This window comes from Rubripirellula tenax (genome assembly GCF_007860125.1).
GTDB lineage: Bacteria > Planctomycetota > Planctomycetia > Pirellulales > Pirellulaceae > Rubripirellula > Rubripirellula tenax.
Genome location: NZ_SJPW01000001.1, coordinates 1,139,869 through 1,164,870, shown reverse-complemented (window position 1 = coordinate 1,164,870; position 25,002 = coordinate 1,139,869). Strand labels below are relative to the sequence as shown.

The following is a 25,002-nucleotide window of genomic DNA, read 5'->3' as shown; positions in this document are numbered from 1 at the left end:
CAATCCAAGCGTCAACTTTCTCTTAGGACCGCTATGACTGTCTCGAACTGCCCTCGTTGTGCCGAACCCTTTCGATTGCCGGTCGACCCCGATCAGGCTGGAATATTGCCCGAAGGAGCCTATGGGCAATGCCCTTGGTGTCACGAAACGTTCGAGATGTCCGATTTGATGCGGTCGCTTCCGCCGATGCTGGTGGTCAAGTCCGCTGGTGGGGAACCGATCTCGATCGAGCGTCCTGTGGCCGAAGTCGCTTCGCAGGGTTTCGCCCATGCGGCGACAGCAGCGGGGGCCGCGATGGGAGCGGGCGTTGGAATGGCCGGCGTTGCCGCTCAATCCAGCGATTTGATCGATGGCGACGAAGAAGAGTTTGGCAGCCCGCAAGCTGCCAACGATCACGAAATAGACGATGCATACGATGATGATCCCAGCAATGTGGATACTCACGCAACGGTCGCCAACGAAACCATCAAGAGCGACGATTGGTCCTTTCCGACGGACGAAAATCCGGTCGAGGATCCGATGGCCGATGACGAAGTCGAGCTGTTAGATGAAGTCGAAGAAGACGACCACGATGACGATGAACATGTCGTTCCATCGATCGACGATGCGCCGATGGATTACCAATGGGCGGGCCAAGAAAACGAGATCGATGACGATTCGTGGAGTGACGGAACCGACATCGCAGCAATGCGAGTCTCGCGTTCGAACCGCCGCTCGAAAGGTGGCGCGGCTTGGAAGACCGCGGTCGGCGTGATCGTCGGCGGTGCGCTTTCGTTGCCGATCGCCGACGGCCTGCTAACGCTTGCCGGGCGAGAGTCGATGCTGGGGATCTGGCCTTCGAAATCGACCGCGACTGCGGACACAGGCGTTCGCGCGTCGGCCCCGATGCAGTTGGATGATAGCGATGACGAAGGAATGGATCTTGATGGTCGGACGATGGAAGTTCCAACCCCCGATGTCGCCATGGATGCGATCGAATCCGACGCTTTGGACCAACTTGGTGTGGCGGCCCCAGAGGTCGCCATCAGCGACGCGGCCGGTATTCAACCGCCCGAATTGGAAATTCCCGAGATGAGTCTGCCCGATGGCAGTTTCGCTGAATCGGATACCAGCGAACCGGACGTGGATCAAGGCGGAATGAATTTGCCCGATGCACAGCCAGGCGTTCCCGCGCCCGACTCCAACAGCGTTTTCGCAATGCCCGGCGAGACATCCCAACCGGAAATGAATCCGCTGGACGAAACCCCCGAGCCTGATGCTAAAGTCGCGTCAGATGACGTTTTCTCCAAGCCCGTCATCATGGACACGCCGCCAACCGAATCGGCCGAGTTGACGGCTGCTGTTGATGAAGCCAATGAAATGCTGGATCAAGTCTTAGCGATGTCGCCTTCGGATCCGCTTCGAACCAAAGCGATGGCGATGACTTATCGTGAGATTTCGGAAGTCGGCATGCTGGCGGACGGAAACAGCGAGTCGGCGAAAGCACTGTTGACGCGGGTGAAGGAATCGCCGCTGTTATCAAAGTACGAAAACGCGGCAACGAATTGGTTTACGTACAACGGTCGAACGACCAAGGGAATTTTGGTCGTTGGCAAGGCTGGCACGAACGCTGGTAGTCCCACGATCACGGTCGGCAATGGAACGGAAATCATTGTCACAGGCAGCGCTTCGATGCCCTTGTCCGACCAAGTCATCGCGTTGGGCCGAATCGTTGGAACCGGAGAACAATCGACCATCGAACTGGCTGTTGCCGAACCTTTGTAGTGCGGATCTTTTACACCGACCATTTTGAGTTGCCGCTTCCATCGGGCCACCGCTTTCCGATGGACAAATACAGGCGACTCCGCGCTCGCGTTGTTGCCAGTAAAGAACATGCCAGCGATGTGTTGGTCGTTCCGACCGAGGCGACGGATGAACAGTTGCTTCGCTGTCACGATCGCCGTTACATCGAAGCGGTCCAGACCGGATCACTTTCGACCGCCGAAATCCGACGGATCGGTTTTCCTTGGTCGCCGAAAATGGTTTCTCGATCGCGACGCAGCACCGGCGCCACCATCGCCGCCGCACGTGCGGCACTCACGGACGGCTTCTCGGTCAACTTGGCCGGCGGCACGCACCACGCGATGACGGATGCCGGCGAAGGGTACTGTGTGTTTAACGATGCTGCAGTCACGATTCGCACGCTGCAAGCCGAATTTGAAATCCAGCGCGCGTGCGTGATCGACTTGGATGTTCACCAAGGCAACGGCACCGCCCAGATACTTGCCGGCGATTCGACTGCGTTCACGCTTTCGATCCACGGCGTCCGGAACTTTCCCCTGCGGAAAACGGCAAGCGACTTGGATGTCCCCTTACCCGACGGCACCAATGACGTCACCTACCTTCGCGAACTCGAATCTGCCCTTGACGTGGTTTCTCGGAACGGTCCGTTTGATTTAGCGATCTATTTGGCGGGCGCCGATCCCTACGAACACGATCGTCTAGGTCGCCTAAAACTGACCAAACACGGACTGGTCCAGCGGGATCTGGCGGTGATTCGATGGTGTCAAAAACGTGGCATTCCGCTGGCGATTGCGATGGCCGGCGGCTATGCCAGCACAATCGACGATATCGTGGATATCCATGCGTCGACGGTAAGTCTGGCCAGCCGAGCCAGCCGTTCGGTGGTTTAGCGCGTCGATCGACCCGAACCTGGTTAAGATAGGTAGCAAGGTGTGGGGATTGCGAAATACACTTAACGCCAGCAAGACCGGGGTTTTCTTGGCGGAACTCTCGGGCGATCCTCGCATCCAATAGGTGGCCAAATCAACAGGCATCGCCCTTTGGGAATCCTGTTCCCGCTCTGTTATAATGCATGGGTGCATTGCACCACTTCTCTTTCGTTGTCGCGACATATTATCAATGACGTCCATCACAGATCTCTTAACCAAAAGCACCGACGGTGAAGCGGGTGGAACCGATCAGCTGTTTTCGTTGATGTACGACGATCTGTGCCGTTTGGCTGGTCGATTTTTGCAAAACGAACCGATGCGACATCGGCTCAGTTCGTCGTCGTTGGTCCACCAAGCTTACGTGCGGATGGTGGACCAATCGCGGATCAATTGGCAGGGCAAGACGCACTTTTTTGCGATCGGCGCAACAGTCATGCGTCGCATTCTGGTTGACCATGCCAGGAAGGTTCGATCGCTCAAACGGGGCGGCGGTTGGGAACGTCGACAATTGACCGACGAAGTCACGTTCAAACTGAGCGATGACGACGATGTGGTCGCGCTGGATGATCTGCTAAAAACGTTGGCCGAATTGAATCCGCGTCAGGCCAAGATCGTTGAGTTGCGATTCTTTGGCGGAATGACCATGCGCGAAATCGCAACTGAGATGAATCTTGGATTGCGGACCGTTGAGAAAGAATGGGCGATGTCGCGTGCGTGGATGCGGCGGGAACTACGCTGTAGCGATGCCGCAGACGATGACGGCGGCAGTGCGGTCAATTCGGACGGTACCGCACAGCCCGAGGAAAACTGACGCATGGACGCGGCGAGATACGCCAAAATTCGCGATCTGTTTCTCGCTGCGGAAGAATTGCCGGTCGAATCTCAACGAGACTTTGTGGCCAGTCACAGCAATGGCGATCAGGAACTGATCGTCGAGGTGTTGTCACTTTTGGCGGAACACAACGCCGAGTTCGCGAAGATCGAGGGGGATACGGCGGCACCCGTCGTTGCACCGATGTCGCCGGCCAAGCTTGTCGAAACGATCCAAGGTACTGCTGCCGCAGAACGTCAGTCGCCGCACGAAGGTGATACAACCCATCGCGGCGACTCGTCGGGACAAACCCAACCGTCCGCCGAACGGAAAGCGGGCGGTGGATCGGCAGCCATCACCAAACATGGTGCCCACCGAACACACGCGTCGCCCCGCGTCAAGCAAACCGAATCACCGAAACATGCTTCGAACAGCAACGCGATTTGGGCGAATCGGACGCGCGCGAATCGTCGACGCAATTCGGGGTGGTTGTGGCTCGCGGCTCTCTTGCCAACCGCGATGATCGGTTTGTGGACGTATCGCGAAGTGGAATCAATGATTCAGCGTTCGATCCGCACCGAACTCAACGGCGTGATCAACAGTGTTGCATTGCGGGTCGATTGGTTCCTGGGCGAGAAAGCGACGTTGGTTCAGTCGTGGTCGCGAGAACCCACGTTGCGCGCGGCGATCGTGGAACTCAACGCGATTGCGGAAACCAATCCTCCGATCGAAGAACTTCGCAAAGCCGTTCAAATCGATCGAATTCATCAACAGCTACAGCAGATATCGGGTGTAGAAGACGTAAAGTTCGTTGTCTGGAATGACTCGTACCGTACGTTGGCGAGTTGGTCCGACGATGGCGCCGATATCGGCAAACCCGTTCATCCGTCGGGCGCTGCGAACCTAGCACGCGTCATGAGTGGTGCGACGGTCATCTTTGGTCCCGAGCGATTGAAAGCCGATATCGACGGCTTCGTTCCCGAAACTGAAAAACCAGTGATGGCCGTCATCGTACCCATCCAAGACGACGACGGCCGCATCATTGCGTCGTTGTTGGTCCGTGGCTTGGGGTTATTCGAAGAGTTCAACATGATCTTCTTGGAAGTCATCGATTCCAGCCAAGTGGATTCCTACGCGATCAATCGTGACGGAACGATGTTGAGCGAAAGCGGGCACGCGGTATCGAATTCAACCCGTGGAAAATTGGAAATTGAACCCGACCAGATTGCCGCCAACCTGCGCGTTGCAGATCCCGGTTTCGAATTGACGGAGCACAATCGAAATTCGATCCAGCGCCAATTTCGACCTGTCACCGTCGCCGTTGCGGGTGCCGTTGGACTTCGGCCTCAAGTGCGAACGGAGACGTACGCGAACTATTCCGGCGAGTCGGTCGTTGGCGCGTGGCGATGGTTAGACAAGTGGGACATGGGCGTCATCGTTGAACAGAACGCCGATCGAGCGTTTGCCCCGGTGCGGGTTGTTCGATTCAGCTTTTTGTTGTTGGGAAGTTTGTTGTCGCTGACCGCTTTTTTGGCAGCGACAAAAATTGCTCGCTCATCAACGGCCGAACACGCCGCCCACCACCCGTTGTCACGTTACGACATTCAAGAAGAACTGGGCAGTGGCGGTATGGGGATGGTGTTCAAAGCCTACCACCGCCAACTCGGTCGCGACGCCGCGCTGAAGGTCCTGCGCGGCGACCGACACAGCCAAGAAGACCGTTTGCGATTCGATCGTGAAGCTCGTTTGGCGGCAAGTCTAAGCAACCCGCACAGCGTTCAAATTCACGATTACGGTCGCAGCGACGAAGGCGAAGCCTATTGTGTGATGCAGTTCCTGAGAGGTCTGACGTTGCAGGAAGTTGTCGCACGGAGCGGGCATCAAGCGATCGGGCGGATGTTGTCGGTGATGCGTCAAGTTTGCGACGCGCTTGCCGAGGCGCATTCGTTGAACCTGCTGCACCGGGATATCAAACCGCAAAACATCATGCTGTCGCTTGACCCATCCGTCGGCGATTGGGCCGTGGTGTTCGACTACGGATTGGCCAAGCCACTCGAACCCGACGCCAACGTCTATCAGACAAGCGAAACCATTTGGGCGGGTACGCCGATGTACATGGCGCCAGAGCGATTTCGCCAACCCGGCGTGATGGATCCTCGCAGCGACATTTATTCGGTCGGCTGCGTGGCGTACTATCTGTTGTCGGGCCGACCGCCCTTTATTGAATCGGACCCTGAATCGCTGTTCGCACTGATCCTGTCCGAACACCCGATCGGAATCGCGATCCACCGAGGCGAAGAAGTGCCTGCGGAGATCACCGAGCTGATTTCCAAGTGCATGTCGAAACAGCCGGGCGACCGCTTCGCAACCATTGGCGAGGTCTGCCAAGACATCGACCGCCTACGCGTCAAGTATCCCTGGTCCGTCGACGAAGCGCGTGTGTGGTGGGGACATCACGGAGGCGAATAGTACCTTACGTCACACTTCGTTCACTTTGGGATGAAAGATCTTCGCTATGACCTGATGAATTCTCGTCCAACACGAAAAACGAGAGCATGCCGAGCGTTGACAGAGCGATCTGAGGGAAAGTGCACCTGTAGTACTGGCAGGCTGTTAGACTTCGGTCGACGGCAATTGCATCGCCTGGGCGACCACTCGTTTCGACTTTTCGAGTCCTTCGACGGCGACTTCCAGTGCATCGCGTTGCCAATAGGTTGGATTGAAAAGTTCCAACGAGAAAGTGCCTTGGAAACCGTGGTCGATCAGTCCTCGAATGATCTTCGGCAACTCGCAAACGCCATCACCGGGGAAGACGCGATCCTTGTCCGCGATCTCTGCGATGCCGGGCGTGGCGGGATAGTCGTTGATATGGAAGCAGTGCATTCGGGAGGCTTCGATCATGCCGAGCGAATCGAAATCGTTGCCACCTTTGTAGATGTGGTAGAAGTCCGGCAGCACGCAGGCATCTGGATGCGCCGCCGCCGTCGACACGTACGACAATTCACCAAGCTTCGAAAGCGTTGGCGAGAAACCCCATAGTTCCAGCTGAGGCGTCACGCCCATCTCGCGGCCGACTTCCAACAGCGCGTGGTAACGCCGAGCAATCGTTTCCAACGGCGGCGAAACCGAAGTTGCGGTGTGCGCACCCACGGGTGGCGCCGCGATTCGAACACCGCCGATCGATCGGACCATCTCCATTTCTTTCTTCGCCGTTTCCAGCGCCGCCGCTCGCGCCGCATCGTCATCAACGATCCAGTTCGCAAAACCGATCGCGCTAGCGACCGTCATGCCCGCGTCTTCGATCTGTTTCTTAACGTCCGCCAACGTTCCGCCATCTGCCACAAACTTTTCGAGATCTCGCACCCAAGGCTCCACCGAGTCGTAGCCGGCTTTCGCAGCCACTTCGATTTGGTCGGGCACCGACAGGTTCTGACCCCGAATGGTGCTCATGTTGAGCGAAAATTCGACGGGCATCGATTCGTCGGGATCCGTGACCTGGCCCTTCGCCAGGGCCATCGGTAACGAAGCGGCTGCCGCGGCGGCGATTACAAAATGACGACGGTCAAGCATGGTTGCAGGCTACCTAAAGAAAGAAGCTAAAACGACACATCGCCAACATACACCAGACCGCCGTGACGCGCCCCAGCGGCCTGCGATGGCTCAATTTCCGCCCAATGGAAGGCTTGAAACCCGTCTAGCCGGTAAAATTGCCGGCATTTGCCAGCAATTCGGATGAAACCGGTCGGAGCAGCGCGGAAAACACTTGAGACAGGTGTACCTAAGTGTATGATTGAAAGGTGATGGCAAGCGAGAGAAACCCCGTTTGCCCTCACCTTTGTCGCAGGAAGCGACCTCCCCGCCCGATTGCATGTTTCTAAGCGTTGGACGCTTGGCAGCGTGAACCCACCTCACTAAGAACTCGCCTCACTCTGCCCGGATTTCATTCGGGCTGGATCGTGCCTGGCCCTCGTTGCGCTGACGGGGTGACAAGCTGATCAAGCGAAGCCAGCAATTTAGCGGGGGGGAACCGCATGAAAGAATTTGACCATGGTTTGTTGCTGCGCTGCCTCGGTTAAGCGATCGCTGTTTCTCGCCATCGGATGGATCTACGTCTTCGCCGCACCCATGGCGTACGGCGAACCCGGACCGACTGCGTCGACCCTGGTTTCAACACAGTTTCGTTCACAGGACCAAGCCGTTCGTTTCGAAACGGACTTTCCCGGTGGAAAAATCGACCGTTTGATCGAATACAACGGTTCGGATTTCGAAATCGTAATTCGTCCCGAGGCCGATGATACCAACGACAGCGCGTGGTACGCGTTTCGCGTTCAATCGACGAACCAACGCGATATCAAAGTCCGACTGCGTTACGAAGGCGGATCGCATCGATACGAACCCAAGATCAGCTACGACCGCACAAACTGGGAATCGGCCCAGCAATTGGTTGTCGCGCGACATCCCGGTGGCAGCGAAGTCACGCTAAAGATCCCCGTTAGCGACCGCGCCGTTTGGATCGCCGGCCAAGAACTGGTCAGCAACAAAGACATCGCCAACTGGATCGAGCAACTTCGCAACCAAGCCGACGCCAGCAAAATTCTTGGCAAAGAAAACGCCCTGGCGATTGCTGACACGACCATCGGAACGACCGTCGATGGACGCAACCTTTACCAGATGTCGATCGGAAACGCCCAATCGGGCGATTCGATTTTCATTCTGTCGCGTCAACATCCGCCTGAGGTTACCGGCACGATCGGCATGATGCACTTCGTCGAAGCGATCTGTGCTGACACCGAATTAGCGAAGGCGTTTCGCGATAAATTTCACACCTCGGTCGTCCCGATCGCGAACCCTGATGGAGTCGCCAAAGGTTATTGGCGTGCCAACGCGAACGGCGTCGACCTGAATCGCGATTGGATGAATTTCACCCAACCGGAAACGAAGGCGATCCACGACGAATTGATCAAGCTGAACGAACACAAGGACGGCCGACTGTGGTTGTTCCTCGACTTCCACAGCACATACAACGAAGTCTTCTACACGATGCCGCGTGAAAACGACCTGTTCCCAAGTGGGTTCACGACCGAGTGGTTGGCGGCGCTCGACGAACGCATGCCCACGTTCGACGTCCTTCGTGACGATGGCCACAACGCGCACCGATCAACCAGCAAGGCCTGGGTCGCCCGAGAACTCGGAATCCACGCAATCACTTATGAATTCGGTGACGAAACGGATCGAGATCGGATCCGAAACATCGCAGCCAAATCGGCCGAAGAAATGATGCGACTGTTGCTGAAACGGAAATCCGAATCCGTCGTTTCATCGAAGTGATGATGTCGTCGTAACATCGCCAGTCCTACGCGTCGGCGATGTCGTTCCAGTACGCCGGTTCAGTCGCGTGACTGCGCGACGGGTTTGGCGGGACGAGTTGAACGGGCCGGAGTTTCGCCAGTCGTCGACGTTCTTTGCGCCAAGTCGACTCGCAAGCCTTTCGGCAGTCCCACTTGATCGCTGACGATTTGCCCGTTGGCTTGCATCACTTCGTGATAAACGTTTTCGAGCAACTTTAGATTGGTCGCCGCACGAAAATCGCGTTCGTAACAGAGCCTCGCTTCGGATCGCAAGGGTTGCTGTTCCATGGAAACGAACGTCTCGACGGCCGATGCGAGAGCCTGCGGATCCCCCGGCGCGAACTTCAACCCGTTTTTGCCATGGTCAATCAATTCGCCGATGGCGCCGATGTCGGATGCGATGACCGGTGTGCCGACGGAAAACGATTCCGTAACGACCAATCCGAACGTCTCGTAGCAGATCGATGGAACGATCGTCGCGCGAGCGTCTGCCATCATCTGCATCACTTCCTCGGCCGATCGCGAACCCAGAAATTCGACATTGTCCAATCGGGCGATGGCGTCACGGAGATCCGACGGCAACTCTCCGGAACCTAGAATCTTCAGCGGCAGCGGATTCTTCAATCGCAACCAAGCGTTCAGCAGGCAATGGACACCCTTTTCTTCCGATAGCCGGCCGACGAAAAGGAAGTAGCCGCCCGCGCCCCCACCAACGCCCGGTTCACCGGAAACGAAGTTGGGTTTGACCGTCAACTTAGCCTCGGGGACTCCGCCCGCTGTCAGCTTGCGACGCGCAAACTCGCTGGGCACCAAGAATCGGTCGACGTCGTCACGCCAAGTGCGTATGCCTCGGTGGACCGACAAAGTCGCCGCGATCACCGTCGTCGCCGGCAAACTGTTGCGATAACAACGATGCCGAATAGCGGGGAACGCAAACCGCTTCCCGACGCATTCTTCGCACGGCTTTCCGTCGCGCATCAGCAGCATGCCGGGACAGATCAGCCGATAATTGTGCAGCGTCCAGACCGTCGACACCTTGGCACGCTTGACGGCCGAAAACACGGCCGGCGAGAGGACCGGGAACACGTTGTGAAAGTGGGCGACATCCGGGCGAATCTTGGGGATCAGTTGATTGATCTGTCGGACGATCCTGCGATTCCAAACCGTTTCCGCTGCGATCGACAACTGCTTGCGGCCGTCCAATTCGTCGTTGTGGGGGTTCAGAAGGAAGACCTCGTGGCCCGCCTCGCGAAGCAATTCCACCTCGCTTTCGAACACACGCTGTTCCCCACCAGGAATTTTGTGTGAGTTGTGAGCGACTAGAATTCGCATCAAACTATTTTGGGGATAAAGGATTCGGGTGGGATCGACTCAGATACGACACTGACGACCACCAGAAACTCCTTCCTCCAGAGGGTCCTTCGATTTGGGTCGGCACCCAAACTATACTTTACAACCCCCCTCCACAAAAGCTTCCCACGCCCCCTATTTTCAAATGACCAAGAAAGCTCTCCAAAATATCGTTCGGAGCGTTCACCATCGGTTCTTTTCGCGTCCGTTGCCCCAAAAGCTGGGCATCTACTTCCACGAGATCGAATCGGATGCGTTTGCTGCCGTTTCGGAAATGACGCGAGCCTTTCGCGACCTGGGCTATCACTTCACGGGCGACCCGGCTGAGTTCATGGCGTCGGACCGACCGCTCGTTTTCCTCAGCATCGACGATAATTTTCGAACGACATACGAATTGTTGGATCTGGCCGACGAGCTTGATATTCGATTCGCGGTGTACCTGAACACACTGTATTTCCGAGGCCGCGACAGCGACGACGATCGTTCCAAGTATCTCCGCCACCTGCAAACACAGTTTGCGGGAGAGCTTCTTAGCGAAGACGAAGTCCGCGAGATCGATCGGCGTGGCCACACGATTGGCGCCCACACCCATTCGCACCGCCGATTGACCGATCTGGACGTCAACGAAGCGCAACGCGAAATCACCGAATGCCGCTCGAAACTGGCTGACGTCCTTGGTGCGACGCCCCATCACTTTTCGTATCCGTTCGGAATGCGCCGCCATTTTTCCGAATCGCTTCGTTCATTCTGTGCCCAATCGGGTTTCCAAACCGTCGCCAATGCGATCCCCGGGATGCAACACGCCGCGCCCCAAGCCTTGGCGATTCAACGGAGCGGTTGGGACTTGCGCGAGACGGTCGATCGCAACTTTGTGAACCTAAGAATCGACGGCCGATGGTACGAACGAATCACTGGCCGAAGCGCGGTGGTTTAATGATCCTAGCGCAGCCTGTCGCCGACGCTTCTCGCATCGGTCGGCGGCAAGACGCGGCGGAATTCGATAGTCGCCAGTTCTTTTAGGCGACCATCGAGAACCTGAATCGCCATTTGGTAACTGACACTGGCCGCCGATCGGTTGCCCGATTTCAACATGGCTCGCGCGTGGCGAACCAGCGACTTGCCTTCTTCCGTGCGATCAATGCTTGGCGTGGAAGTCACCGACTCGCCGAGCAACTGGCGATCGATTTCGCGATGATCGATGATGGTCGCAGTCACCGAACCACCCGCGTGGGATGCGCCACGACCGATCGATGACCCGAAACCGCGACCGCGATAACTCGAAGCCGAACGTGAAACGCTGCCCAGCGACGCCGTTGCCGAATCGGGAACCAGCACGCTGCCCGAATATGAAAAGGTGTGGAACGACGGCAACTGAATCACTTGAGCCATCGCCATCGAAGTCGATACCGCGACGACGACGCACGCCAACAAGAACCGCATTCCAAATGCCATAGTCGCGCCTTCTATCTACTTAGACTTTCGCTTATCAGCGAACTCTCTGTCGAACTTATCGACCTTGCCTCGAACCACGGCTTGACAGTAGCCAGCGTTCGGATTTCTCGCGTAATAGTCTTGATGATATTCTTCGGCCGTGAAGAACTTGGATGCTTCCTCAAGCGTGGTCACGATTGGACCAGGCAGCTTCTCCGATGCATCGAGTTGCGTGATGTAGGCATCGGCGATTCGTTTCTGTTCGGCGTTGTGGTAAAAGATCGTGCTGCGGTATTGCGTGCCACTGTCGGCGCCCTGTCGATTGAGCGTCGTCGGATCGTGCGTCTTGAAAAATACCTCGAGCAGTTCTTCGAACTTCACCTTGGCCGGGTCGTAGTAGATTTCGACGGCTTCGGCATGTCCGGTCCGGCCGGTGCAGACCTGTTCATAACTGGGATTCGGATTCTTGCCGCCGATGTATCCCGAGACCACGTCCTGGACGCCTTCCATCCGCTCGAACACCGCCTCGGTACACCAAAAGCATCCGCCGGCCAGGGTTGCAACCATTTCTTTCGACGAATCGTCGGTCGAATCAGAGACGTCCGCGACGGAGTCATCGTTCGCTTGCGGACCTCCTTTGACTTGGGCGTCGCCCGGAATAGCAAAGACGACACCGAATAAAACAGCGGTGGCAGCCAATGCCGTTGTCAGCACCCGCCGATGGGGATGGGGATCTAGGGGGGACGACGCCCTGAAAAGGGATGGTATTTTCAACATCGCTCGCTCGTGACTTTGAATACTTCGTGAGTCTCCATTCTATGCCAATGGACACCCAGGGTTGCAAGCTCATCTCGGATCGCTCCATTGATAGCCATGACAACTTACTTTGACTTTCACCACACCGTTCCTGACGAAGAAATCGACGCCCAGGGGCATGTTCACAATTTGCGGTATCTGCAATGGACACTGTGGGCGGCCAGCGCCCATACCGCCGCGATCGGGTTCGATAGCAAGGCAGCCCTCGCGGCCGGATTCGGATGGGTGGTTCGGCGTCACGACGTGACCTACAAGGCAGCGGCTTTGGCGGGCGATGAAGTCGTTGTGCGAACCTGGATCAGCGAACTGGATCGAATTTCGTCGTGGCGGCAATCCGTCATCTCGCGGCCAGCTGATCAAAAGATACTGGCCCGGGTCGCCACACGGTGGGTGTACGTGGATTTGCGGGTACATAAAGTCGTGTCGATCCCGACCGAGGCCACCGCGGGAATGACGCTGTTATCGTCGTCACCGGGATCACCGTGGGAGACAACACCGGGGCAGGCATCATGAAAAAAGACCGCGTCAGACTGATTTGGATGCTCCGACTGGTCGGCATCGCTGCGCTTTTCGCGTTCGGTGCCGCGATCATGCCGGAAAAGTGGATGGTCGAAACCGCCGAATTCCTGGGGTTCGAACCGTTTCCCGATTCGCCGCTTACGTTTTACTTGGCTCGCAATCTGTCACTGCTTTACGGGTTTGTCGGTGTGCTATTGATGGTCGTCGCAAACGATGTCGATCGATACCTGCCACTGATACGAATTTTGGCTTATTGCACGATCGCGTTCGGCATTTCCCAAGCCGTCGTGGATACGATGTCCGGGCTGCCCCGGTGGTGGATTGTCGGCGAATCACTTTCCACGACAATGGGCGGTTTGGTGATGGGTTGGTTCGCAGGTAGAAATAGATAGGATGGGAATCATGAAACGATTACTTCACAAACTTCTGTCACAGAAGCCTTCGATGACGCCCACGCCCGAAACGCCGACCCCACCAACCGGACGACCGGAACCAACGGGTCGACCTGAGGCTTCGGGTCGGCCTGGCGCCCACGGGCGCCCCAGCGAGCCGTTACCGGAACCGTCCGTGATTCTGGAAAACGGATGGCACGTCGCCCACTTTTTCTATCGCTTCCGCCGCGATGTGATGGACGGCCCGCTCTCGCCCGCGTTGCAACAGCAACTGCATGATGCGTTGCATCCAGCCGAATCGGATCGTCCGGCTCGGTTAGCAACCTACTGGATCAGCGGACATCGCGCCGATTTCGCCGTCATGGTCATGGACCCCGACCCGGCCAAGGTCGACGGAGTCCATCAATCGATCATGGCACCGGGAATCGGCCGATACGTGGAACCAGCTTGGTCGTTCGTTTCAATGAGCGAGGTCAGTGAATACGTTCCATCGATCGAAGAATTCAAACGCAGATTGGTCACCGGTGGCGAAGACGCTGATTCGCCCGCCGTCGCGGCCAAGGTAGCCGCCTACGAACGTCGATTGCCGATGATGAACGAACAGCGGTTGCGACCGGAGTTCCCGGACTGGCCGTCGGCGTGCTTCTATCCCATGAACAAGAGCCGTGTCGTTGGCGCGAACTGGTTCACTGAACCCTTCAGCCGCCGCAACGCGATGATGGCCGAGCACGCGCAGAGCGGGATGGCGTTCGCCGGTAAGGTCAGCCAACTGATTTCGGTCGGCGTCGGCGTCGACGACTGGGAATGGATGGTGACGCTTTGGGGACGAAATCCCGAATACCTCAAAGAGATCGTCTACAAAATGCGTTTCGATCAAGCCAGCGCCAAATACGCTGAATTCGGTCCGTTCTATGTCGGATACAAAGCCGGCGCCGAAGACATCATCAAGCACTGCAAATTGAATTAAGACTTGGCGATTGCGAACCGCACGATCGATTGTAAATGCCGTTTCCGCTTGCCCGGATACGCGCTTCGGTCGCCAGCGTCTACAATCCGTCGCTCGATCGTTCGCGCTGGGCGCGAACTTCTTCTGTTTCCGCCTTCCTCGACTTCCTGGTCCGCATGTCCACTCGCCGTCGCGCCCGCGAGATCGTTCTGCAAATGCTTTACGAATCGGACATCAACGGTACTCGAGATACCGAGTCGTCACGACGGTTCATCCGTTCGCGGATGCAAGGCCGAAAGGCGTTGACCGATTTCGCCTGTGACCTACTGGCCGGAACCCTGAGCCATCGAGATGAAATCGACGAGCAACTGGCCAAACTGGCGACCAACTGGACGCTTCCGCGAATGCCAGTCGTTGACCGCAACGTCCTTCGGCTAGGTGGCTACGAGATCCTGTTCAGCGATACGCCCGGACGCGTCGCCGTGAACGAATCGATCGTGCTTGCCAAACGGTATGGCGACAAAAATAGCCCCCGATTCGTCAACGGCATTCTTGATCGGTTGATGAAAGAAAAAGAAGCGTAGCGTACACACACGCTTCACCGTCAACCTGCCGAATCAGACGACGCCAAGATGCCTCGGTTCATCGAGGCCGCAGGATGGCCGTCAACCAGCCAAGCCACATAGTCACCAACGCGTGGCATCGGCAACTCGATCCAGGCCGGCCGCCCGTTCGAAACGCGCCCGACTAGCCCAACTTCGACGCTCTCTCGCTGGGATGCATCGCCGACGGATGCCACCAGCACCGCGGCGGAGGGCATCGAAACGTCCTCGCTCAAGCCCAACATCGCGATCACACGACCATCCCACTTTTTGATCCCGCAGACCTCGGCGACGACCACCCGCGCACCTCGCCACAACCAGCGGTCGGCGTCCGCCTGCAGCTCGATCGGATGCCCCGCCGCCTCTGCCGCCCGACTGCGAATCGAATCCCAGCGCTCAAAATCTGCTGGCCCGCTGACGATCGGCACGATCAACGTCCGCAACATCCGACCAATCGCCCCAACCGCATGTTCGATGACCGATTCCCATTTCTCGAATTGGCCCGCGATTCCGCCCCCCGGTCCGCCCCCCGGTCCGCCATCGTGTTCACCCACAACGATCCGCAGCCCAGTGACCATCACGCCGTCCTGGTCCGCCCGCAACAAGCTGTCTTCGATCTGATCGACCGGAATCCCTCGACCGATAAACGACGGAGAGTCTCCGGAGACCGAAATGACGACTTCGGTGCCTGGATACCTCCCGCCCAACTGACTGATCATGTCGGGCGAACCGCAATCTACTGAGCCCTGTAGCGCCCCCTCATGCCCAAGTGTCTCGCCACCCAGCGCATCAGCGGAAAATAAAATATCGTGGCGGCCGGGACTGGCTTCGTATCCCGCCGAGACTGCATCGCGAAGGGCTGACAGCGACGCCACATCGACCCCAATATCCCACTTACGAAACTGCTCCAGTAGCACCCGCGGGTCACCCTGCCTAGCCGCCAACCGCACGCGATCAAACTGAGCCAAATCGGCCAACCGGGACTCGACTGACCCTAGATCATCGACCCAAACCGGCAAGCGAAATTGCTGTGCCGCTTGGCGCACCAGCGAAGAAGGAAGCAGCATGATGTTGGTGGGATAGAGGGAACGCGGATGACTGGTGCAGCGTAGAACCGCGACGACCGGAAGCACACCCCTCGCTTGGTAATCGCCCGCAGCATTGCGGCCCCCAAAACACCTGTTGCTTCGACCTCACCCTTAGTCGCCGAAAAAGCGAGCAGCTGCCAGCTCAGCCACCCGAACTGACACCGAAAAGCGAAGCGATGGATAGAAGGGACGCGCAAAAGCACAACCGTCACTTCAAGAACCTCGCGGCAGATCTTGCATGCCAACCGAAATGACGCGACCGAGCACGAAATGACTAGCGTGCCCAACCCGCGAAGTTCGACGTCGCTTTTCGACAGCGTCCATCCGACCTTGAACCGTCCTCAGTCGTTCGATTTTTGCTCAGCAACTGCCGCTTTGCGCGGCCCTTGTGGCCCAGGCCGACGGCCGCGTCGACGCCCTTGCTGAACGGGGACAAACCGGCTTTCGATGCGCTGCAGCAGCTTGCTGATACACAGCTTATTGATGCTCAGATTCAGCTCTTCGGACTCATCTGTCAGCATGTCGTGCAGGCTCTTCGGAAGGCGGATCGTGATCATCCGCTCGGGCTCTGCGGCATCCCCCTTGGACGAGTCCTGACTGCGCAGTGCGGCGACCATTTCTTGCAGTTCGGCATACTGTTTGCCTTGCTGAAACTGGACGAACCCGGCCGTGTCCGGAAAAGCAGACTGAACCACACCTTCCTTGCCCAAGATCTCCCGGAAGAACACCACCCAGCTGCCCGTTTTCGCAAATGCGTCTTGAGCCTGTTTCATGACCTCTGCCGCACGTGATTCAAACGACGAGACCTGGGCTGATGGGGCCGAACTATGCGACACGGATCCGGGAGCGACATCGCCGTTCGCCAGACCTGGACGAGACTGCCCGCCCGGTGAAGTCGATGAGGCGTCTTCACCATGAAAACGAAAACCGGTCGGGGATTGAGGTGTAGGCATTGTCGGCAGTGTCCTTTGCTCTTCGCGAGCACGCGTCGGGAGGTGTTGAGGCAATGCTTGCAAGGCGTCAAACCTCAAGCCACAAACCATTCCACAGAAACACCTTAGACACACTGCACAAAAGCAAAGCACAGACACCCCCTCCAACGGAACCGGAGCACCTGCCTAGATGCGCGGCATGCAATGCAGTGCACATCCAGAGTGTCCACCTCGAAAATGCTTGCAAAAAAGCCCGCGGATTATCGCAGGACGCGGCGAACTGCCGGCACACCGACCCAACAAAGAACGCATCAGCGGCCGAGGCCACGGCAATCGATTCAAGAAACACCGCCCAAAGTTCGTGGCGTCGCCCCGGCAACCGAATGGCAACCGACCGGCAACGAAACCCAGACTAAGCGGCGACGATGCCGTCCGCGGCGTCGGCGAGAAGCTCGATCGCCCGATCGACCTGATCCCGACTGCTGGTCCACCCCAGCGACAACCGGATCGTCCGGCCGATCTGGGCACTCGACTTTCCGACCGCCCGAAGCGCCCGGGTGATCTCGTCGGGTGGCGAATCCGACTGGGCCGTTGCGATCGCCAATTGACGGGCCGCCCGCTGGATTCGCTTGGCGTCGCCAGGCATCTCGACGGCCATCGTATTGGGCAACCGAATCGAGTCCTCGCAGACGATTGACACCTTGTCGCCAAGGGTCGAAATCAATCCATTAGAAAAATAGTCCCTCAGATCGCCGATCCCCACTTCCACGTCGCCCGCACACCTGGCGGCCAACGACGCCGCGGCACCCAATCCGATGCACGCGGGAACATTCTCGGCACCCGGACGCAGCCCCATTTCTCGGGGCTCGCCAAACCCGATCGGCGACAAATGAAGCCCGCGTCGAACGTAGAGCGCTCCGCTTCCCTTGGGCCCATAGAACTTGTGCCCGCTGATCGAAACGGTATCCGCCCGAAGCGTCATCACATCGACCGGCATCTTGCCAAAAGCCTGAGTTGCGTCGCAGTGAACAGGCACCCCCCGATTGTGACACAGATCGGCGATATCCCGCACCGGCTGGATCGTACCGATCACCGGATTGGCCAATTGGACGCAAACCATTTTAGTGTTGGCCCGGATCTTCGCCGCAAGGACCTCCGGGTCGACGACACCATCGGAGTCACAGCCAATGGTCTCCACCTCCCAGCCCTTGGGAACCAAACTTGATGCTGCACCGAGGACCGAATCGTGCTCCAACGCCGTGACCAAAACATGCCCGGCGGGCTGACTTGCTAGCAACCCCAGAATCGCCAAGTTATTCGCCTCGGTCCCACCACCGGTGAAAACGATTTCGAACGGCTCGCACCCGGCCAAAAGTGCCACCCCTTCACGAGCGTTTTCGAGCGCCTCACCGACGGCTTGGGCATGCGGGTGCCCTTGACCGGGCAACATGAAGTGGGTCAACCAATACGGCTTCATCGCCTCCATGACCGAAGGCGCCATGGGCGTGGTTCGATTGAAATCTAGGTAGATCACGGACACCGCCGTTCGGGGGGCCAACACCAGCTAGTGACCAAGTGACCACTCAACATGCCAGCAAAGCAAAAATAAAAACCCAGAAAGATTTCGCCACCGACTGGGACCGTCAACCTCACACGGGTTTTAGCTAGGTTAGTTGAAGATTGGCTGAAAAATAGTAGTCGCACAATGCGAGCTGGCAGATGAATGCGGTGGGTCACCGGATCCGTCGCCAAGGTTTGTTTCAAGAGAACGTTTGCACTATGGCGCTTGATTTGCGATAATGGGGTCGATACGTACGCGTTGTACCCGGTGTCGGTGCCACCCTTCATTTGCACTTGTTCTCTTCTCTCTTCTCCATCCGGAGCCCCTAATGAAACGATCACAACACGGTTTTACCCTCGTCGAGTTGCTGGTGGTCATCACGATCATCGGAATCCTCATGGGACTCTTGATCCCCGCAGTCAACGCTGCTCGCGAGACCGCCCGTCGTAACCAATGCGCCACCAACATGAAGAACCTGGCCCTCGCCGGCGTTCAGTACGAAAACACCAAGGGTGGAATGCCAGGATGGGTGGAGAAATTCGGCTACTTTGACGGCGGCTCGGACCCGTCTGACCTCGGCAATTTCAGCGGTTCGGTGCCAGCCCATGTCAAGGTGGGCGGCTTTGGCGTTTCGTTACTGCCTTGGCTCGACGCCCAACCAACCTACGAGCATTGGACGCAAGACCGTTACCCGATCATCAATGATGGCAATGGTGACCTTGACGCAACCACCGGCGCGTCCGGCGAAGGATTCCACGAACTTGCGGCCCCGAACCTGGCAATCTACCAGTGCCCAAGCAATCCCGTGTCGGAAGGCAGCCACGGCAAGAACAGCTATGTCTCGAACAATGGGATGTCGCAAGTTCGCACTGTCCTGGACGGAACTGCGGGCACTACCGTCGCAACATATCTTGAATCGCAGTCGAAGGCCAACGGCGTGTTCACCGCGAAGTATCTCGGCATCACAAGCATGGGCACCTCAATCGCGCTGGCATCCAGCGTTTCACTTGACGACATGAAGGACGGGCAGGGATTCACCATTCTGTTCTCCGAAAATGTCCAAGCTCTTCCGTGGCATCGACCTGGCTTTCTCGCCGCTGCGGGAACGGCACTCCCTACGGCAGCTGCAGCACTTGCACCGGTCGCCGGTACAGAAGACATCGCGACGAGCCCAGCATTGCAGTATTCGCGATTCGGTAACGGAATGGTTTGGCACTACGAAGACTCCAAAGCAAGTCAGCTGAATGCCATTACGCCAATCCCACCAACGAGTCCTGCAGGGACGATGGTTTTCGATGTGTTTCCACAACACCGAATCAACGGTGGTGGCGACACGGTCCAGGAAGACATTTTCAACCTTCAAATGACCACGACCTTGCTAAACGCTCCTAGCCTTGCTCGTCCGTCGTCAGCTCACGTGGACGGCGTCAACGCGGCATTTGCCGATGGAGCGACACGGTTCGTTACATCGTCGGTCGATTACCGCGTCTACCAAGCCCTTCTTACCCCGCGGGGTAAAAGCAGCGACGTGCCGTGGAAAGAGTTCGTGCTAACCGACGAACTCGGCAATTAGTTTAGAGCGGCCGGGTTATCCGATCGACTGAAATTCAAAATCGGGACCCTTCTCAAGGTGCTTGCATCCTTCTGAAGGTCCCGATTTTTTCATTTCTGCGAAGAAAAGGAGTTGACCCCCCCGCTTTGACAGGTGACGATGTTTCGTTCTGACTTATTGAATTCCAAGAGAACCTACGATGCCAATCTGCAATCGACTGATTCACTGCGTTGCGAGCACCTTGCTTCTCTGCGCTTCAACTGCTGCATACGGGGATATGCTGACGTTCGGAATCATCGGTGATTCGTCAAGTGAGGCGATCAATGTCATCAACAATCACCCGGACTACACGGCACAGCTTCTTGCCTCTGACTTATCAAACCTGGGGAGCTTTGACATCGTATGGGGACTCAACAACAGCAACACTGCGCAGCCCGCATGGCTGTCCAACTCTACCAACAAGACACTGATCTCATTGTTCGTTTCCAATGGCGGTGGGCTAATTTACAGCGACGGCAGAGTGACGGGTGCCAATGCCGTTTTGCCAGGGGGAAATGATTTCACCTTCACGCGAGCCGGCATCTATGATCTCAATCGAGATCCAAACCTGGCCACTGACGTGCTGAGGGGCGTGTCTAACGAGGTCACCAATACGAATCTCGACCAAACCGATGGAGGTTCGATCTTTGCCAGCCACGGATATGCAACGCTGAAGCCGGGTTCATCCCCCGATTTGACGCCAATTCTGACAACCTCAAACTCCAGCCAAATGGTGGATTTCCAATACAGTTTTGGCGTAGGTTTCGTCTACTATTCAGCCATTCCGATGGCAGACAAACTGGTCAATACTCCGAATCCATTTGCCAGCATCTACGCACCTTTGGCAACAACCGAACTGGCGGATTCAGTCATTGCCGCCCAAGCCGTTCCCGAACCCACGTCGTTGGCGTTTGTTGGTGTTGCCGGACTTGGCATGGCATTGATGGTTCGACGCCGGCGTGCGGGTTCGGCGAAAGCCACCTGAACTGACCGACGGGTCTAGAACGCATCGAAAACGAAAGCCCGGTTCGCCGGGCTTTTTTTATGCGCTCACGGCTTACGTTGGCGGCAAGATTGTCGGTGCTGTGGCTTGGTGGGATTGTTCATGCGGGGTGGCAGAGTTCGTTGAGTTTGCGGGCTTGGGGGTTCAGGAAAGCGGTAGCGGTGGGCGATACCTACTCTTGCACCGATCGGATGTTGGTGCGACCGAGTGGTTCTCTAAGACAGAGTCCTCCCACCGCTTGGGCCCAACAGCATGGCACGGATTGCCCTCCCGCTCTCCCGCTTTGCACCAACATCCAAGTTCCCTCCCGTGACAAAGACGCTCCCCAACTATTTGAAAGTCCACCGCGGACCTGACCACCAAAACGCTGACGCACCGAGAGCAGGCCTCCCTACCTGCCCCCCGCTCGATGCCGTCGAACAGTTCTGGAATGACTTCTCCTGTGCCACAGGTTGGCGTTTGGACCGACGAGCCCAACGTCGCGACGAACCGGTACAGGTGCTGCCAGCGGTCAGCGATGTTGATCTGGGGAGCGTCTTTGACCAAGTGACCGATCTGGACGCCCTGAACGGCAATGCCCCCGAACATAGAGTTGATCCCACAACTGGCGTCGAAGCCTTTATCGATCCAGCCAGCCCCAGCCTCGGACGCCCCCACTACGCCGGGCCGGAAATCACGATCGGGCTGGGCAAAGCCGACGCCACACAGCTGGCCGAATCGGCCGCCCGCATCACCGCGGAACTGGAACAAACTCGCGAGGCACTCCGAGCCCAATCCGTCGAACTCGCAGCCCGTGCCGCACTGATCACCGGCGAAGGCGAAGCGACTCGCCTTGCCGACCGAATCCAAACGCTGATGTCAGATGCCTGTCAGGCGACCGACTGCGACGCCGCCATCCTGTACTTGCTGGACGATAACACCGAATACTTGCAAGCTCGCGCCGCGTTCGGCATCTCACCACAAACGCTGTCCAAAGCGCCGCGCCCGCTTCGCGGCAGCCGCGGTGACCTCGAAGCCATGGTCCGCGACGTCGTCACGATCGACGACTTTGCCGCCGGTTCGATCGACACCTGGAATGCACCCGAATCGTTCGCGGCCGGCGTGTGCGTGGTCATCAAGTCGGCGGACGTGCCGATCGGAACGCTCTGGTTGTTCGCCAACGATACGGCCGAATTCGGCGAACGCGATTCCAGCGCGGCACGCCTAGTCGCCGCCGCAATCTCTTTGGAACTGAACAGCGCTTCGCATCGACGCGACGAAACGGTCACCAAGAAACAGAACGTCGCCGTCCGCGATCTCGCAACGTGGCAGCAAGAGTCGATGCCCGTCGGGGCCGTGTTGGCGGATCATTGGCGTGTCGACGGCATGATCGAATCGCCGGCCGACTGGGCCACCGGCTGGCATACATGGGACGTATTGCCGGATGGCTCGATGATGCTGGCGATTGCGGAAGCGGTCGACTGCTCGGTCACCGGCGTGATGCACGCAACCATCGCTCGCGCGGCATTGGCGGCGCACACCGGATACCGACACACGCCGGCACAAATGCTGGGCCGGATCAGCGACACACTGTGGCAAACCAGCACCGGCGAACAACTCGTCTCGCTGCTGTACGCTCGCATCGATTCGGAAACGGGCGAAGGCGAAGTCGCGTCGGCCGGTTCGATCACGGCGATGATCGGCAATCGCTACGGCTATCGCCCGCTAGTCGATGGATGCGGCGAACCGCTGAACAGCCATATCGATGCGCGTCCCGTCATGAAGACGTTCCGGTTGCTCGAAGGGGAAACCTTGTTGGCCTACACTCGCGGAATGGCCAGCAAAGAAGCCGACCAGCGGTTGCTGGGCAACTACATCCGCACGTCCATGACCAACAAAGACCGGAACCCGCTGGCAACGATCCGTCGTCAACTGGCCGACCAGCCACTGATGAGCGAACGAGGTGCCGTGTCGTTACTGAGGCACTAACCGGGCAACCCGATGTGGACCCGCGACTCCGCTGGCGGGATATGAACTGCAAAGCAGTTCAAGGGAACTGCACAACGTACACCCGGCGAGCGGAGTCGCAGGGCCACGTAGGGTGATCCGAAACGGGCAACCCTTTGTGGACCCGCGACTCCGCTCGCGGGATATGAACTGCAAAGCAGTTCAAGAGAAGCACAACGTACACCCTGCGAGCGGAGTCGCAGGGCCACGTAGCGTGATCCGAAACGGGCAACCCGATGTGGACCCGCGACTCCGCTCGCGGGATATGAACTGCAAAGCAGTTCATGAGAAGCACAACGTACACCCTGCGAGCGGAGTCGCAGGGCCACGTAGCGTGATCCGAAACGGGCAACCCGATGTGGACCCGCGACTCCGCTCGCGGGATATGAACTGCAAAGCAGTTCATGGGAAGCACAACGTACACCCTGCGAGCGGAGTCGCAGGGCCACGAAGGGTGACTGCAATTTTGCTAGGCCGCGCGGGCAGGAACGGATCCGGTGATTTGGTACGCAGGTGATTCTTTAAGATTAACGATTTCTGGCGGACGATCCGGATAGTCTTCGTCCCACATCTCGATCGTCGGCATCACGAAATCGGTGCCGCCGCTGCGAATCACGCGACCGATTTTGTGGCCGGTCAAAGTGACGCGACTGCCCAACGGATACAACGACGTCGCCTTCAACAACGCTCGTATCGCTGCGGGGTCAAATTTACCGACTTTCATTTCGTCCAGCAGATTGACGACGGCGTAGTAACCCTGAATCGCAGTGCGATGTTTGCGGGTCGTTAACATGCCGATGAACGCATCGGCAACCGCCGCGATCTTCGCCAGCGGATGAATCGATTCGGCCGTCAATCCCCGTGGGTAACCGCTGCCGTCGCCACGCTCGTGCAGTTGATAGATCACGAATCTGGCTAAGTTTGAAATCTCGTTGCCAAAGCGACCGGCGATGTCGATCGCCTTGACCGGATGATCAGCCAACCGCACCAACTGGCCGTGCACCAACGGACCTGCGTTGTCGAACATATTCAGCCCGACTTCGTGCATTCCGATATCATGCATCAAACAACCGATCCCCAACTCCGTCAAATCCGTGCGTCCCAATCCCATCTCGACGCCGATCGCCATCGCCAAGGCGGCCAGATGTAAACCGTGTCGCGACGGGTAATCCGATTCATAGGGTGCGCACGCCCAGCAGACGAGCGCGTCTTGATCTTCCACCAATCGATCAAGCAACTCGGCGCACGTGATTCGAAGAGGACCGATGTTTGCGCCCTTTTCAGCCGTGTCGGCAAAGAACTCGTTGACGTACTCGATCCGCTTGTCCGACTCGTTCGCCCACTGGATGGTCAACCCGTTGGCATACGCACAACCGGCCGGCTTCACAAATTCGTCAGACAGACTTCGTTCACCCTCGGTGAGCGACAACTCCCCACCGTCCTCAACGAGACTGTCGAGCGCGTCAGAGAAGTCATTGGCTTTGCGCGACTGAATGTAGGCGGGCGGCGGCGGAACTTTTTTACGACGACCTTGCGGCGTGAACGCGAACAGGATCGCAATGTCGCGTTGGTTGAGCACCACCGTTTCGATTCGCCGAGATGCCAGCAGCCGCATGAAATCATCCGTGATGACTGTCCCCTCGGCCAACAATTTGACGCGAGAATCAACCGGATCGATAATCGGCGAACTCAAGATCGCACCGACTTTTAGCAGCGACAGCGGTACGTTTTTGCATTTCATGAATACGGAACTTCATCGCCGAAGAAAAACCCCATCAATGCGTTTTTTCGTCCCTCCGCCACATCGCCCCAAAGTGCAATTGGATTCTACGGCACAACCCCTACAACCCGAATCGTCACAACGCCCCCACGGTGGCTCGACAAAAATCAGCCAGCCGCATAGAAGATAGGATCT

Annotated in this window: 21 protein-coding genes; 13 read left to right on the top strand and 8 right to left on the bottom strand. The window is 57.6% G+C overall.

What is annotated here, in order from left to right:
- The first annotated feature begins 33 nt into the window (after positions 1-33).
- The 4 genes from Poly51_RS04320 (at position 34) to Poly51_RS04305 (ending at position 5,991) form a co-directional block, all read left to right on the top strand.
- Complete coding sequence (locus Poly51_RS04320; RefSeq protein ID WP_146454556.1) at positions 34-1,764, top strand: hypothetical protein; 1,731 nt, start codon at positions 34-36, stop codon at positions 1,762-1,764.
- Positions 1,764-2,672 (top strand): histone deacetylase family protein, encoded by a 909-nt coding sequence (locus tag Poly51_RS04315; protein WP_146454554.1) that lies wholly within the window; start codon positions 1,764-1,766, stop codon positions 2,670-2,672. The genes Poly51_RS04320 and Poly51_RS04315 overlap by 1 nt, the downstream gene beginning before the upstream one ends.
- A gap of 229 nt (positions 2,673-2,901) precedes the next feature.
- Positions 2,902-3,522: a sigma-70 family RNA polymerase sigma factor gene (locus Poly51_RS04310; protein WP_146454552.1), complete on the top strand. Its 621-nt coding sequence runs from the start codon at positions 2,902-2,904 to the stop codon at positions 3,520-3,522.
- A 3-nt stretch (positions 3,523-3,525) separates the two neighbouring features.
- Positions 3,526-5,991 (top strand): serine/threonine protein kinase, encoded by a 2,466-nt coding sequence (locus Poly51_RS04305; protein ID WP_146454550.1) that lies wholly within the window; start codon positions 3,526-3,528, stop codon positions 5,989-5,991.
- Positions 5,992-6,135: 144 nt separating this feature from the next.
- On the opposite strand, the gene Poly51_RS04300 is transcribed toward Poly51_RS04305, so the two are convergent.
- Complete coding sequence (locus Poly51_RS04300; RefSeq protein WP_186775334.1) at positions 6,136-7,092, bottom strand: sugar phosphate isomerase/epimerase family protein; 957 nt, start codon at positions 7,090-7,092, stop codon at positions 6,136-6,138.
- A 477-nt stretch (positions 7,093-7,569) separates the two neighbouring features.
- Here Poly51_RS04300 and Poly51_RS04295 point away from each other — a divergent pair, with 477 nt between their 5' ends.
- A complete protein-coding gene (locus tag Poly51_RS04295; protein WP_246114254.1) occupies positions 7,570-8,850 on the top strand; it encodes a M14 family metallopeptidase in 1,281 nt (426 codons plus the stop codon).
- A gap of 59 nt (positions 8,851-8,909) precedes the next feature.
- Here Poly51_RS04295 and Poly51_RS04290 read toward each other — a convergent pair whose 3' ends face one another.
- A complete protein-coding gene (locus Poly51_RS04290; protein ID WP_146454548.1) occupies positions 8,910-10,202 on the bottom strand; it encodes a glycosyltransferase family 4 protein in 1,293 nt (430 codons plus the stop codon).
- Positions 10,203-10,365: 163 nt separating this feature from the next.
- Between Poly51_RS04290 and Poly51_RS04285 the strand changes: the two genes are divergently transcribed.
- Positions 10,366-11,154 (top strand): polysaccharide deacetylase family protein, encoded by a 789-nt coding sequence (locus Poly51_RS04285; protein WP_146454546.1) that lies wholly within the window; start codon positions 10,366-10,368, stop codon positions 11,152-11,154.
- A 5-nt stretch (positions 11,155-11,159) separates the two neighbouring features.
- On the opposite strand, the gene Poly51_RS04280 is transcribed toward Poly51_RS04285, so the two are convergent.
- Together Poly51_RS04280 and msrA are read right to left on the bottom strand one after the other, a co-directional pair.
- The gene (locus Poly51_RS04280; RefSeq protein WP_146454544.1) at positions 11,160-11,672 is read right to left on the bottom strand and encodes a hypothetical protein; all 513 of its coding nucleotides are present in this window, start codon (positions 11,670-11,672) and stop codon (positions 11,160-11,162) included.
- 15 nt (positions 11,673-11,687) lie between these two features.
- The gene (msrA, locus tag Poly51_RS04275) at positions 11,688-12,425 is read right to left on the bottom strand and encodes a peptide-methionine (S)-S-oxide reductase MsrA (protein ID WP_390621743.1); all 738 of its coding nucleotides are present in this window, start codon (positions 12,423-12,425) and stop codon (positions 11,688-11,690) included.
- Between the two features lie 99 nt (positions 12,426-12,524).
- Here msrA and Poly51_RS04270 point away from each other — a divergent pair, with 99 nt between their 5' ends.
- From Poly51_RS04270 to nusB, 4 genes are all read left to right on the top strand, one after another.
- Positions 12,525-12,980 (top strand): acyl-CoA thioesterase, encoded by a 456-nt coding sequence (locus tag Poly51_RS04270; RefSeq protein WP_146454540.1) that lies wholly within the window; start codon positions 12,525-12,527, stop codon positions 12,978-12,980.
- Complete coding sequence (locus Poly51_RS04265) at positions 12,977-13,378, top strand: hypothetical protein (RefSeq protein WP_146454538.1); 402 nt, start codon at positions 12,977-12,979, stop codon at positions 13,376-13,378. Before Poly51_RS04270 ends, Poly51_RS04265 begins: the two co-directional genes overlap by 4 nt.
- Positions 13,379-13,388: 10 nt before the next feature.
- Positions 13,389-14,345, top strand: coding sequence for a hydrogen peroxide-dependent heme synthase (hemQ, locus tag Poly51_RS04260; RefSeq protein ID WP_246114252.1), 957 nt, complete (start codon positions 13,389-13,391; stop codon positions 14,343-14,345).
- A 155-nt stretch (positions 14,346-14,500) separates the two neighbouring features.
- The gene (gene nusB / locus Poly51_RS04255; protein ID WP_146455189.1) at positions 14,501-14,908 is read left to right on the top strand and encodes a transcription antitermination factor NusB; all 408 of its coding nucleotides are present in this window, start codon (positions 14,501-14,503) and stop codon (positions 14,906-14,908) included.
- 20 nt (positions 14,909-14,928) lie between these two features.
- Here the strand turns inward: nusB and Poly51_RS04250 are convergent, their stop codons facing one another.
- The 3 genes from Poly51_RS04250 to Poly51_RS04240 form a co-directional block, all read right to left on the bottom strand.
- Positions 14,929-15,993 carry a hypothetical protein gene (locus tag Poly51_RS04250; RefSeq protein ID WP_146454535.1) on the bottom strand — a complete coding sequence of 355 codons (1,065 nt, stop codon included), beginning with the start codon at positions 15,991-15,993 and terminating at the stop codon, positions 14,929-14,931.
- A gap of 362 nt (positions 15,994-16,355) precedes the next feature.
- A complete protein-coding gene (locus Poly51_RS04245) occupies positions 16,356-16,787 on the bottom strand; it encodes a hypothetical protein (RefSeq protein WP_146454533.1) in 432 nt (143 codons plus the stop codon).
- Between the two features lie 571 nt (positions 16,788-17,358).
- Positions 17,359-18,480 (bottom strand): cysteine desulfurase family protein, encoded by a 1,122-nt coding sequence (locus Poly51_RS04240; protein ID WP_261344102.1) that lies wholly within the window; start codon positions 18,478-18,480, stop codon positions 17,359-17,361.
- Positions 18,481-18,835: 355 nt separating this feature from the next.
- Here Poly51_RS04240 and Poly51_RS04235 point away from each other — a divergent pair, with 355 nt between their 5' ends.
- The 3 genes from Poly51_RS04235 (at position 18,836) to Poly51_RS04225 (ending at position 23,069) form a co-directional block, all read left to right on the top strand.
- Positions 18,836-20,080: a DUF1559 family PulG-like putative transporter gene (locus Poly51_RS04235; RefSeq protein WP_146454529.1), complete on the top strand. Its 1,245-nt coding sequence runs from the start codon at positions 18,836-18,838 to the stop codon at positions 20,078-20,080.
- Positions 20,081-20,258: 178 nt separating this feature from the next.
- Complete coding sequence (locus Poly51_RS04230) at positions 20,259-21,083, top strand: PEP-CTERM sorting domain-containing protein (protein WP_146454527.1); 825 nt, start codon at positions 20,259-20,261, stop codon at positions 21,081-21,083.
- Between the two features lie 327 nt (positions 21,084-21,410).
- On the top strand, positions 21,411-23,069 hold the full coding sequence (locus Poly51_RS04225) for a SpoIIE family protein phosphatase (protein ID WP_186775333.1): 1,659 nt from the start codon (positions 21,411-21,413) through the stop codon (positions 23,067-23,069).
- A 487-nt stretch (positions 23,070-23,556) separates the two neighbouring features.
- On the opposite strand, the gene Poly51_RS04220 is transcribed toward Poly51_RS04225, so the two are convergent.
- The gene (locus Poly51_RS04220; protein ID WP_146454523.1) at positions 23,557-24,828 is read right to left on the bottom strand and encodes an HD-GYP domain-containing protein; all 1,272 of its coding nucleotides are present in this window, start codon (positions 24,826-24,828) and stop codon (positions 23,557-23,559) included.
- Between the last annotated feature and the right edge of the window lie 174 nt (positions 24,829-25,002).